A 12,726-nucleotide genomic window follows, 5' to 3' on the forward strand; every position below is an offset into this window, starting at 1 on the left:
GTCCGCTCTTGCCTATGCGATGGCGGCGGCGCCAGCCCCTTTCCACTCGCCCCGCACCCTGCTAACCGCCCGCGCCATGTCCCAGAACCGTCCCGACCGCCGCACCTTCGCCATCATCTCGCACCCCGACGCGGGCAAGACCACCTTGACCGAAAAGCTGCTCGTCGCGGGCGGCGCGATCCACATGGCGGGCGAGGTGAAAGCGCGCGGGCAGGCGCGGCGCGCGCGCTCCGACTGGATGAAGATCGAGCAGCAGCGCGGCATTTCGGTCACATCGTCGGTGATGACCTTCGAGCATGCGGGGCTGGTCTTCAACCTGCTCGACACGCCGGGGCACGAGGATTTCAGCGAGGACACCTATCGCACGCTGACCGCGGTCGACAGTGCGGTGATGGTGATCGACGCCGCCAAGGGCATCGAGCCGCAGACGCTGAAGCTGTTCGAAGTGTGCCGCTTGCGATCGGTGCCGATCGTCACCTTCATCAACAAGGTCGACCGCGAAGGTCAGTCGCCCTTCGAACTGCTCGACGAGGTCGCCGACCGGCTCGCGCTCGACGTCTGCCCGATGAACTGGCCGGTGGGGATGGGCGGAACCTTCTCCGGCCTCTACGATCTCGTCGAACCGTCGCTGGCAGTCCCGGGCAAGGAAGCTTCGCGCGCATTCGAGGGCGAGCGGATCGCGCTCGCCGGCCATGACGATCCGAAGCTGGCGGCGGCGGTCGACTCGCGCGCGCTCGACCAGTTCAACGAAGAGATCGAACTGGCTTCGGCGGGTTATGCGCCCTTCGACGCGGCGGCTTATCGCGGCGGCGACCTGACGCCAGTCTATTTCGGGTCGGCGCTCAAGGAATTTGGCGTCGTCGACCTGCTCGCCGCACTCGCCGCGCATGCGCCGGGGCCGCAGCCGCAGCCCGCCGAGCCTGCGCCCGTGCGCCCCGACGACGATGCCGTCACCGGCTTCATCTTCAAGGTGCAGGCGAACATGAACCCCGCGCACCGCGACCGCATCGCCTTCATGCGCCTGTGCTCGGGCAAGTTCGAGCGCGGCATGCGATTGACGCAGGGCGGGACGGGCAAGGCGATCGCGATCAGCCGCCCGATGCTGTTCCTCGCGCAGGACCGCGAAATGGCCGAGGAAGCGTGGCCCGGCGACATCATCGGCATTCCCAACCACGGCACGCTGCGCGTCGGCGACACGCTGTCGGAACGCAGCGACGTTACCATCACCGGCCTGCCCAATTTCGCGCCCGAAATCCTGCGCCGCGTCGCGCTGGTCGATCCGACCAAGACCAAGCAGCTCCGAAAGGCGCTCGACGACATGGCGGAGGAGGGGATCATCCAGGTCTTCTATCCCGAAATCGGGTCGAACATGATCGTCGGCGTCGTCGGCCAGTTGCAGCTCGACGTGCTGATCAGCCGTCTCGAGGCCGAATATAAGGTCGAGGCGAAGCTGGAGGCATCGCCGTGGGACACGGCGCGCTGGATCGCGAGCGACGATCCGGCGGCGCTCAAGGCCTTTCAGTCGGACCATCGTGGCGCGAGCGCGGCCGACCGCGATGGCGCGCCGGTGTTCATGGCGAAGGACGCGTGGGAGGTCGGCTATGTGACGCAGCGCCACCCCGCCATCCGCTTCACCGCGACCAAGGAGCGGCGGTTCGCCGACGCGGGTTGATCGCCCGCAGCGATTCCGCCACCATGACGTCACGTTCGACCATGGGTGGGGAGGGGATGGATGCGCGCTTTGGGAATGATCGCCGCCGCGGCGCTGATGAACGGAACGCCGGCCGGGGCACAGCCTGCGATCGAACTGCCGATCGCGCCGGGTTTCTGGACTAACGACACCGAAAAATGCGCCACGGTGCATCACGGCTATGTCTTCGACGGAACGCGCTGGGGCGCGCTCTATTATTATGGCCCCAACGGCAGCATGGGCCCCGCCGCCGAACTCGAACCGATCACGCAGACGCGCGCGGCGCCGGACGGCTTCACCCAGATGCAGTTCGGCGGCTACGACGGCGCGGGCTATTTCCGCATCAAGCGGGTCGAAACGGATCGCGCGCTTTACCGCGTTGGCGCACCTTTTCGGGACGAGATTCAGGAAATGGACGAGCCGCTGATCCGCTGCGATTTCAAGGCGATGTCACCGAAGATGCAGGTGGCGATCCGCCGCTTCGCGCCCGCGCTAGCGGTCAGATAAGACTGAGCAGGTCACTAGGTGCGGCGGGGGCTTCCTCCTCCTCTTCCCCCTCGAACTTGCTCAGCGTCACCCCCAGCAGGCGGATGCCCTGCTCGACGGGCAGCAGCGGGGCCAGGATCGCCTCGCCCACCGCGAGCAACGCCGCGCCGTCGCCGATGGGGAAGGGGACCGATTTCGCCCGCGTGATCGTCCGGAAATCGGCGTAGCGCAGCTTGAGCGTTACCGTGCGGCCGCGCGCATGACGCTTGGCGGCGCGGTCCCAGACGACGGTACAGACATGCGCGAGCGCCTCGCGGATCTCGACGTCGGCGATCAGGTCGTGGAAGAAGGTCCGCTCGCCGCCGAGCGACTTGAGCGGCCGGTTCGACTTGACGCGGCGATGGTCGATCCCGCGCGCCAGATTGTGGAGCCATTCGGCGCTGTTGCCGAAATGCGCGGCGAGCCACGCCCTGTCCTTCGCCGCCAGATCGGCACCGGAAAAGATGCCGAGCCCCTCCATCTTCGCCGCCGTCACCGGGCCGATGCCGTGAAAGCGGCGGATCGACAGCGTCTGGACGAAGGCGGCGCCCCGGCGCGGCGGAATGACGGTCAGCCCGTCGGGTTTGTTCTGGTCGGAGGCAAGCTTGGCGATGAACTTGTTGTAGGAGACGCCGGCTGACGCGGTGAGGCCGGTCTCGGCGCGGATACGGGCGCGGATCGCACGCGCCGCGGCGGTCGCGCTGCCCAGTCCGGCCTTGTCGCGCGTGACGTCGAGATAGGCCTCGTCGAGCGCCAGCGGCTCGACCTCGTCGGCATAGTCGCGAAAGATGGCGCGGATCTGGTGTGAAATCTCGCGATAGGCGTCGAAGCGCGGTGGGACGAAGACTAGGTCGGGGCAGCGCCGCTTGGCGGTGACGCTCGGCATTGCGGAGCGAACCCCGAATTTTCGAGCCTCATAAGAAGCGGCGGCAACCACGCCGCGCCGCGATGAGCCACCGACCGCAACGGGCTTTCCGCGCAAGGCCGGGTCGTCGCGCTGCTCGACCGAAGCGTAGAAGGCGTCCATGTCGACATGGATGATCTTGCGCACCGGGCCGCCTGCGCCCTCCGCACCGCTGTCGCTGCCCTCGCTCACGCGCCCATCCTATCATGTTGCCATGATGTTCTCAATCGCGGCGCCGGCCCGCTGCCCCCGCCCGATCCGACGTCGACGCTTGACGAATGCGGGCCGAAATGGCAATCGCCGCCGACCTTGGAGACGCGGGTATAGCATAGTGGTAATGCTCTAGCCTTCCAAGCTAGCTAGGCGGGTTCGATTCCCGCTACCCGCTCCAGAGGCTCTTCCGAGGACGTCCGGTGACGTCCAAAAAACGGCTGATTTCTCCCATTTTTTGTGCTATCACCGTCCGTGTTGATACGGGCGTATTTCGTCGCACCCCGACAATTTGGGGGTATATTTGATGGTATGTCCGAAGCAGTCATGGAAGAGATACCATCATGCTGACGGCGGTAGCGATCAAGGCGGCGAAGGGCCGCGATAGGCCATATAAGCTGGGTGATTCGGGCGGGCTATATCTTCTCGTGAACCCTTCGGGGCGGCGATGTTGGCGCATGAACTACCGCTTCCTTGGAAAGCAAAAGACCCTGTCCTTTGGGACTTGGCCCGATGTTGGGCTCGCCGGAGCCAGAGCCAAGCGCGACGAAGCTCGGCAATTGCTGGCCACCGGGCGCGACCCAGCCGAGCAGGCCAGGCTGGAAAAGGCGGCAGCGAGCGTAGCGGCGGCAAACACGTTCAAGGCCGTTGCAGAGGAATGGCTCGCCAAGGTCACGAAAGAAGGTCTCTCGCCAGCCACGCTCAAGAAGAATCGTTGGCTGCTGGACTTTTCCTACCAGTTTATCGGGCATCGGCCGATTGCAGAGATCAAGCCGTTCGAATTGCTGACCCTGCTTCGCAAATATGAAACGAAGGGAAAGCATGAAACCGCTCTTCGCCTGCGAAGCATATGCGGTCAGGTTTTCCGCTATGCGATCGCCACTGTTCGAGCGGACCGCGATGTCGCCGCCGATTTGCGCGGGGCGTTGATTACGCCAAAGGTGACGCATCGCGCCGCCATTACCACACCGGCAGAGGTTGGCGCGCTGCTGCGAGCGATAGAGAGCTATGAGGGCCATCCGTCCACGCTGATCGCGCTGCGCCTCTTGCCCCATGTTTTTGTTCGCCCCGGCGAACTTCGCCATGCCGAATGGAAGGAGTTTGATCTCGACAAAGCAGTGTGGACGATTCCCGAGAGCAAAATGAAGATGCGCCGGGCGCACAAGATTCCGCTTTCCCGGCAGGCTTTGGAGATCATCGCCATGCTGGAATATGATGCCAGCTTGAGTTCCTATCTTTTTCCTTCCCTACGCTCGGCCAGTCGCCCGATGTCGGAAAATACCATCAACGGCGCGCTCCGTCGTCTCGGCTACGCGAAGGATGAAATGACCGGGCATGGTTTCCGCGCGATGGCAAGCACGCTGCTCAACGAAATGGGCCGCTGGAATCCCGATGCGATCGAACGGCAGCTCGCCCACGCCGAAGGCAACGCGGTGCGGCGCGCCTATGCCAGGGGCGAGTATTGGGACGAGCGCGTCCAGATGATGCAATTCTGGTCGGATGAACTCGATCGTTTGCGGAAGAACTTAGAGTCCGCTCAGAATCTGGAGCCCGAAAAACCATCCGTGGGTGCAAGGCGTTCGGGCGGACTGCTTGTCAGTCTGAATAGGTCCAACGATCCACGGCTCCAATGGATTCGATCACGCTCTTCGGGTGTAAAAGCGGATCGTGACGGTCGACCGCAATCTCCGCCCAGTTGAGCCATTGCGCGATGGTCTTGCCCTCGATCATCGCGTCCATGTCGAGGTCGGTCTTGCGTATGGCCGCAACGAAGCGGCGCAGCAGCGACGTTTCACGCCATGCCGCGGCATGTTCGGCGAGCTGCCGGAAGCGATTTTTGTCCAAGCGCCGCTGTGCTTCCTGTTCGCTTTGCTGCTTCATCCTCATTTCAGAACGGCGCCTGCGTTCCTCCCGCGCTTCGCGTTCGGCAGCGAGAGCGGGGAGCGCCACGATCATGGTCGCGACGATGTCGCTGGCAAACTGTTCCATGCGATAGGTTGACCCCTCGCACCACTTGCGGCGGAAGCCTGAAGGCATCCAACTTGTCATCTCGAATATGAGATTGCCCGTCGCTTCGAGATCGCGACGAACGACGTCATCCCCTTTGGGTCGAATGTCCCAGGAGTCGGGCATCCCTGACGTCTTGATCCGCTTCATTCGGTAGCGAAGCTGAAACACGATTGCATCACAGCCCGAACGTGCGGTCAGTTCGCCGTGCTCATTGCGGCTTACCGCCACTCCATGCGCCTCGAGATTCTGGCAAATAGCATCGAGAACGCAAAAAAGGCGCCGATCAGTATCGTTGAAGAGCGTTATCTTCTCCCACGCGCGGGTGCCGCAGTCATAATATTCCCTGCCGGCGCGTATATCCGCTTTTCGGCAAGCGATACGCTCGGCGATGACCGGGTGCGGATGAAACAGTCGCTCAGAAATCCGAACCGGCGGGATCTTTGCCTTGTGCCGATCGACCTGCGATTTGGGCGTCGCGGGAGGAGCTAACAAGTCCGATATGCGAAAAACGATCGCATCCACGCCTCGATTTCCGGATGGAAGCGGCGGTCTTGCACCAACCTGCTTGCCGAATGCGAGCTTGTTCCAATGGCCCCCGAGCGGCCGCGGAATAGCCTCTCGCTTGCACAGGCTGGCAAGCTGTTGGCCGGTAATCCCAAATTCTTCTGCAAGGCGTGTCATCGGCTTCTGCCAGACGAGATCGTATAGTTCTTGCCGCGTTATCGTCGCCTCATCGTTCATGGCCTCGCATTCTCCTACTCCCTTCAACGATGCGCGGCGGTGCATTTTTTGTTTGGTTTCGGGCTTGGATGATTGGGATGTAGATTGTCAGCACCCAATAAATTTGAACAAAATTTACGGGAAATCCTCCGTCGTGCATCGTTGGGGTGAACGGGAGCGAAAAGTCGAATGACGTGAACCGGGAGAAGCGCGCGCAGATCATGGCCTGGGTGGGGCGGGAAATCCTGCCGCACGAAGCGGACGTGCGCGCCTGGCTTCTCCGCACGCTCGATCCCGACGACCTGGAAGACGTGATACAGGAAACCTATTGCCAAATTGCGGGCCTGAAAGGCGTGAGCCATATCGCCAGCGGTCGCGCTTATTTCTTCACCGCCGCGCGCAGCATCGTTCTCATGCGATTGCGCCGCGCGCGCGTGGTCAGCATCGAATCGGTTACGGAGATTGAGAACACAGGGATCGCAATGGACGAGCCGACACCCGAACGGGTTGTCGCCGCCCGGCGCGAACTGGAAAGGGTGCAGCGTCTTATCGCGGAACTGCCCGACCGCTGCCGAAGGATTTTCGAGCTTCGCAAGGTCGATGGACTATCGCAGCGCGAGGTTGCCGAGCAGCTTGGCGTTACGGAATTTGTGATCGGGAATGAGGTTGCCAAGGGCATGAAGCTGATATTGCAGTCGATAGCCGATGGCGATCGCAAGACCGCGCGAGCAATGGCAAGAATGGGATATGATGAGCGAGCGCGAAACAGCACAAGCGATCAATGATCGCGCGGTCGAGTGGGTCGCTCGCATGGACCGCGAGGGCCATGACCCTGCCGTGCGCGCCGAACTCAAGGCGTGGCTCGCGGGTGATGATCGCCGTCGCGGCGCCTATTTCCGTGCCAAGGTCGCATGGAACATGCTCGACCGCGCGAGCGTCCTTCGCGCCGGACAACCGCCAGCTTACGAGGTGGTCGCCGCTGGCGGCGGCTGGTTTTCCAGGTGGCGTGTCATATTGGGCGGCGGTGCCGCCGCCGCCGCTGCCGCCGCATTGGTGGTCGGCCTTCCGCGCATGGATTTCTTCGCTGCGCCGGATGAGCAAATCCAGACGGCGATAGGGGAAATCCGGCGGGTGCCGCTAAGCGACGGCTCGCTTGCCGCGGTGAACACGCAAACAGCGCTCGACGTGACCATGAAGCCGAAGCTGCGCCAGATCGCGCTCAAGGGCGGCGAGGCGTGGTTTCAGGTCGCCAAGGATCGGGCGCGGCCATTCGTCGTCGAAATCGGCGACGTGCGCGTTCGCGCGGTCGGCACGGCCTTTTCCGTCAGGCGGGAAGCGAACGGCGTTGATGTGCAAGTGACCGAAGGCGTCGTCGAGGTGTGGCGCGTCGGGGACGAAGCCAATACTCGCCGCGTTGCGGCGGGGACGCGCGCCTTCATCGCACCCGACAAAGCCGTGGTGTCCATTGCCGCTGCGAGCGAGGAAATCGACAATGCGCTGGCATGGCGCACCGGCCAACTCGTGTTCGACGGGGACACGGTTGCGGAGGCGGTGGCCGAATTCAACCGCTACAATGTCCGCAAGATCGAGCTTTCCGACGCGGCGCTTGGGCAAAAAAAGATGATCGGCCGCTTTCGCACGAATGAACCCGACGCCTTCGCGCACGCCGTTGAGATACTGACGGATTCTCGCGCCGTCGTCACCGCCGACCGGATCATCCTGTCGTCGGATTGACGGATTTTTTCAGAAAAAATTACAAAAAAGTGTCGCTCAAGCATCGTTGTCCATGTGAGCCCGAATAATCGGGGCAGCATACATGGGGGAGGATATTATGCGGTATCGCCATCTTCGCGGCGCTCTTGCGTCTTCGGCGGCAATCTGTGCAGTTGCGATTGCAGCGCCGGTCATGGCCCAGACCAAATCCTTCAACATTCCTGCGCAATCGGCGGCAACTGGCATCCCCGCATTGGCTACGCAGGCAGATGTCCAGATTCTCGTCAGCGCCGATGCCGTGCGCGGCAAGAGCATTCGTGCGATTAGAGGGCAGATGACGGTCGATCAGGCGATCCGGCGCGCCGCTGCCGACGCGGGCCTACGTATCATGTCGAGCGATGGACGCACATATACCCTTGCATCCGCGTCCGCTGCCGCAGCGCCGGTCGATGATGCTGGCTACCGCGACAACGAAATCGTCGTGACCGCACAGAAGCGGCGGGAATCGATCCAGGACGTGCCGATCGCGATGACCGCGCTTAGCCAGGAAGATCTGACGACGCGGCAGGTCGCCGGCGGTCCCGATCTGATCAGCCAGGCGCCTAACATCACGTTCAGCAAGACCAATTTCACCGGCTATACCATCCAGATCCGCGGCATCGGTACCCAGGCGGTATCGGCGACGACCGATCCGGCGGTGGCGATCGCGTTCAACAACACGCCCTTCGTCCGCAACCGCTTTTTCGAGCAGGAATTTTATGACGTCGAACGGATCGAGATCCTGCGCGGACCGCAGGGCACGCTCTATGGCCGCAACGCCACCGCGGGCGTGGTCAACCTGATCTCTGCCAAGCCCGAATATTATCCCGAAGCATTTGCGTCGGTCGATGCCGGCAACTACAAGAACCGCCGGGTCGAAGGGATGATCAACATCCCGCTGGTCGACGACAAGGTCGCCTTTCGCCTCGCGGGCGCGATGACTAAGCGCGATGGTTACACGACGAACCAGATGACGGGCAAACAGATCGACGGGCGCGATCTGTGGTCGCTGCGCGCCTCGCTGCGCTTCGAGCCGACGTCGTGGTTGCGCGCCGATTTCGTCTATGAACATTTCCAGGAGAATGACGACCGCCTGCGCAGCGGCAAGCAATTGTGCAAGAAGGATCTGGGGCCGGACGAGATCGGGGGCGTTCCGGTGAATCAAGAATTGGGCGGCACCTTCGGAGCCCAAACCTATCTCAGCCAGGGCTGTCTGCCGGTATCGCTCTATTCGGACGAGGCGTTCCAGACGCCGAATGGTTTCGCGTTGCCATTCTATGGTCCGACAGGAAATCTCGAGAATCCGGTTTTCATGAATGTCGATCCGTATGCCAGCGCGTTCCAATCGCGCGACCTGCGCGTCATCGAATCGTCGATCGAGCCCGAATATCGGGCGAAAACCGATATCTTCGAGTTGCAACTCAACATGGATCTCAGCGACGCCCTGACCTTGACCTCGGAAACGGCCTATAGCACCGACAAGCTGTTCTCCACTCAGGACTATAATCGTTTTACGACCAAGCCGGGGGCGTTCGATCCCTCTATTCCGCCGCTAAAGCCAAACCGTCCCGGCGTTATCGACGAGAATGGCGTGTTCTGTGATCCCCAACTCGGCTGCTCGGACCGCCTGCTGCTCGGCGATCTTTCGACCGCCGACTCCAAGCAGTTCAGCCAGGAGCTTCGCCTGTCATCGGATTTCGATGGTCCGTTCAACTTCAGCTTGGGCGCCAATTTTCTGCGTTACAAGACCGAGGATCGCTATTATGTCTTCGTCAACAGCCTCAGCATGTTCTCAGCCCTGCAATGGGCAAAATATACCGATGGCAATGTGTATATCCCCGGCGTCTCAGACAATAGCGAATGCCTGACGCCTGCTGGCGCACAGCCCGACCCGAATGGCGAATATGGCATTGTCCATTGTATATCCATGGACCCTAATCCGATCGGCAGCCTGAATGGCGAAGGTCGCAATTATTTTCTCAGCCGAAATCCCTATAAATTGACCTCCTATGCCGCTTTTGGCGAAGCCTATTATAATATCACCCCCAATCTGAAATTGACCGGCGGCCTCCGGTTCACGGTTGACGAGAAGGACGCGCCGCAAATTCCGAGTTGGTTGCTGGCGGCGGACACAGCCGGCGAATATCCTACGGAAAAGGTGGTCGCACAAAAGTGGAGCGAGCCGACAGGACGGGTCGCGATCGACTGGCAGCCCGATTTGGGCTTCACCGACCACACACTGCTCTATGCGTCTTTCGCGCATGGCTACAAGGCCGGTGGCGCCAACCCGCCGCCGCCGGTGATCGCGACTTACGGAGAATTCGATCCGGCAACGATTGCGAACCTTCAGGGTGCGCCTGAGACGTTCGCGGCGGAATATGTCAATGCTTTTGAAATCGGAATCAAGAATACGTTGTTCAACGGCGCACTGACGCTAAATCTTGGCGCCTTCTATTATGATTATAAGGATTATCAGACATCGGAGATTGTCAACCGATCGGCGGTCAATTCCAACTTCGATGCCGAAATATGGGGGCTGGAGATTGAGGCAGATTGGCGGCCCACCGACAATCTGCGGCTCGGGTTCAAGGGGGGCTACCAGAAAACCCGCATGGCCGACGGGTCGAGCGCCGTCGACCTGATGGACCGCACCGCCGGAAATGCCGATTGGGTCGTCGTTAAGCCGTTCCCGACCATTCCGTCCAACTGCATCTTGCCGGCCTATGTCGTTGCGGCTGGCGGAAACATTAATGTTAGGCCCGGCTATCTCAATACCACTGGCAACGGCATATGCGTCGATGCTTATTACTCCGGGTTGGATCCGATCACCGGTTTGCCTTATGTGGCTAATCCAACGGTCCGGGCCGGCGCGAGTGGCACCGGCACTACACGGCCGCTACAACCAAATTACTCCGGCTACATCGGGTTCGACCCCTCGACGGCGCCCAACGGCGGGCAGGGTTTTTCCAAGGATCTGAGTGGCAACGAATTGCCCAACGCGCCCCAATATACGGTGACGCTGACGGCGGATTACACGATCCCGCTGGCGACGGACACGAGCCTGACGCTGCATGGCGATTATCATTATCAGTCGAAAAGCTGGGCCCGGGTGATCAACAGCAATCCCTATGACCGGTTGAAGGGCTTTTCGACGGTCAATGTGGCGGCGATCCTCGACATCGCCGATAGCTGGCGGGTCATGGCCTATGTCAAAAATGTCTTCAACAAGACGGCGCTGACAGGGTCGTTCCTCAACAGCGACGACACCGGATTGACCACCAACGTCTTTCTGACCGAGCCGCGCCTCTATGGCCTGCGCGTCTCCAAGAGCTTCGGCGAAGTCTCGCTGCCCTGGGGCAGCGGGTGGCGCCAGCGGGGGCCGGGTGAGCCCTATCCGGTCGAATTCGAATTCGGTATCGGCGCCAACAGCATGATGGCCAAAAATGCCCTGTATAAGCAGGACTTCTTCGACAGTTATCTCGACAGCCTGCCCTTCGCCGATACCGCGGTGGCGACGCAGCGGAAGGACATGGGGATCAGCCATGTTCGCGACGCTCGCGTCACCTTCAATATGCCGGATGGCTGGCACGTTTGGGGAGCGTATCGTGGCAGGAAATTCGGCGCAAAGCATAAAGGCATCAGTTCCGAACAAGCGAAGGGCGGCTATGTCGAAGGAGTTGGTTTCGGCGCCCCACCTCGCTATTTCAGCGGCGGCGAGAATTTCGGCACCATCGAGGTCGATCAGTATGAAGACCACAGCATAGTCGATTTCATGGTGGGCAAGGATGTCGGCCTCGGCCTGATGGGAGAGGGCGGCACGTCGGTCATCGGTCTGGGCATGACCTATGCCCAGTTCCGGTCCGCCACCGACATCGACATCGCCGGCATCCCCGACCGCTATCGCGCCGAATATGAGGAAATAAAATATCCCACGCGCCATAGCAGCCTGTATCATGCGTCGCTCACCTCCACCCGCAAGTTCGAAGGCTTCGGCCCCTCGCTATCGTGGGAAGCGTCGAAGCGTCTGGTCGGCAGCGAACAGGGTGGCAGCCTCGCCCTCGACTGGCGGATCAACGGCGGCCTGCTGTTCGGCAAGCAGAGCATGGCCAGCCGCGAAGAACGCGACGGCAGCTATTATCATTTTCCCGAGGGTGTCATAAATGCGCAGCAGATCGTCGATGTCCTCTATGATGAGCAGGTCGACCGCAGCCGGTCGCGGCGCGTCACCGTGCCCAATTTTGGAGCGAGCATGGGGCTGAGCTATCGTGTTGGCGGGGTGAAAGTCGCCGCGGGCTATCGCTGGGAACGCTTCTTCGGCGCCATCGATGGCGGGATCGACAAGGCGCAATCCTTCGACCGGACCATCCAGGGCCCATATGTGAAATTCGGCATCGGTTTCTGATCCGGTTTCGCCTAGGATGACCATCATGGAAGAGCTTCGTTTCGTTCAGGCTTGGCGGCGCGATGATCCGCGTTGTGTCGCCGATGCCAAGGCGTTCTGGCGCCAGATGGGGATGGCCGATGAGGTGGCCGAGAAACGCGCCGGCGAGCTGTGCGTCGTCGCCTATCTGGGCGACACCCTCGCCGGCGTTTCCACCGCAAAACCCGGCGAGTTTCCGGCGCTTAAGGCGCGCTTCCTCCATCTGCGCTGCGCGGTGTCGCCGGCAGCGCGGCGCAAGGACGTGGCGGCGCGGGTCGTCGGCCACACCCGCACGGTGCTAGAAGCGTGGGCGGCTGACAATCCGGACGAAAAGCTGGTTGGGATGGTCGCCGTGCTGCAATCCCACGAACTGCGCGAAAAGCAGCGGGAACCGATCTGGCCAATCTATGGCATCGATCTGAATCTGATCGGCTATACCCCGGGCGGCGAACAAATCCGCGTCGGCTGGTTCCGCCACGCCCGCGTGGATTGAGG

Annotated in this window: 9 protein-coding genes and 1 tRNA gene; 8 read left to right on the plus strand and 2 right to left on the minus strand. The window is 61.7% G+C overall.

Features of this window, described 5'->3' with window-relative positions; translation table 11 throughout:
- Positions 1 to 76 precede the first annotated feature (76 nt).
- On the plus strand, positions 77 to 1,672 hold the full coding sequence (locus AC2S9W_RS11820) for a peptide chain release factor 3 (protein WP_067184256.1): 1,596 nt from the start codon (positions 77 to 79) through the stop codon (positions 1,670 to 1,672).
- A gap of 60 nt (positions 1,673 to 1,732) precedes the next feature.
- On the plus strand, positions 1,733 to 2,197 hold the full coding sequence (locus AC2S9W_RS11825; RefSeq protein WP_486570882.1) for a hypothetical protein: 465 nt from the start codon (positions 1,733 to 1,735) through the stop codon (positions 2,195 to 2,197).
- Here the strand turns inward: AC2S9W_RS11825 and dinB are convergent.
- Positions 2,190 to 3,311, minus strand: a complete 1,122-nt coding sequence (dinB, locus tag AC2S9W_RS11830) for a DNA polymerase IV (RefSeq protein WP_104959550.1) — start codon at positions 3,309 to 3,311, stop codon at positions 2,190 to 2,192. The genes AC2S9W_RS11825 and dinB overlap by 8 nt on opposite strands.
- A gap of 125 nt (positions 3,312 to 3,436) precedes the next feature.
- Here dinB and AC2S9W_RS11835 point away from each other — a divergent pair.
- Together AC2S9W_RS11835 and AC2S9W_RS11840 are read left to right on the plus strand one after the other, a co-directional pair.
- Positions 3,437 to 3,510 (plus strand) — tRNA-Gly (locus AC2S9W_RS11835).
- Between the two features lie 160 nt (positions 3,511 to 3,670).
- Entirely contained in the window at positions 3,671 to 5,029 is a 1,359-nt protein-coding gene (locus AC2S9W_RS11840) for a tyrosine-type recombinase/integrase (RefSeq protein ID WP_486572078.1), read from the plus strand.
- On the opposite strand, the gene AC2S9W_RS11845 is transcribed toward AC2S9W_RS11840, so the two are convergent.
- Entirely contained in the window at positions 4,926 to 6,080 is a 1,155-nt protein-coding gene (locus AC2S9W_RS11845; RefSeq protein WP_486570883.1) for a hypothetical protein, read from the minus strand. The two genes, AC2S9W_RS11840 and AC2S9W_RS11845, sit on opposite strands and share 104 nt — an antisense overlap.
- 173 nt (positions 6,081 to 6,253) lie before the next feature.
- Here AC2S9W_RS11845 and AC2S9W_RS11850 point away from each other — a divergent pair, with 173 nt between their 5' ends.
- The 4 genes from AC2S9W_RS11850 (at position 6,254) to AC2S9W_RS11865 (ending at position 12,724) form a co-directional block, all read left to right on the plus strand.
- The gene (locus tag AC2S9W_RS11850) at positions 6,254 to 6,844 is read left to right on the plus strand and encodes an RNA polymerase sigma factor (RefSeq protein WP_486570884.1); all 591 of its coding nucleotides are present in this window, start codon (positions 6,254 to 6,256) and stop codon (positions 6,842 to 6,844) included.
- Positions 6,810 to 7,793, plus strand: coding sequence for a FecR family protein (locus tag AC2S9W_RS11855; RefSeq protein ID WP_486570885.1), 984 nt, complete (start codon positions 6,810 to 6,812; stop codon positions 7,791 to 7,793). The genes AC2S9W_RS11850 and AC2S9W_RS11855 overlap by 35 nt, the downstream gene beginning before the upstream one ends.
- Before the next feature lie 367 nt (positions 7,794 to 8,160).
- Positions 8,161 to 12,213, plus strand: coding sequence for a TonB-dependent receptor (locus AC2S9W_RS11860; RefSeq protein ID WP_486572079.1), 4,053 nt, complete (start codon positions 8,161 to 8,163; stop codon positions 12,211 to 12,213).
- A 16-nt stretch (positions 12,214 to 12,229) separates the two neighbouring features.
- The gene (locus tag AC2S9W_RS11865; protein ID WP_486570886.1) at positions 12,230 to 12,724 is read left to right on the plus strand and encodes a hypothetical protein; all 495 of its coding nucleotides are present in this window, start codon (positions 12,230 to 12,232) and stop codon (positions 12,722 to 12,724) included.
- Positions 12,725 to 12,726 lie beyond the last annotated feature (2 nt).

It is taken from the genome of Sphingopyxis sp. 550B, from assembly GCF_057401805.1.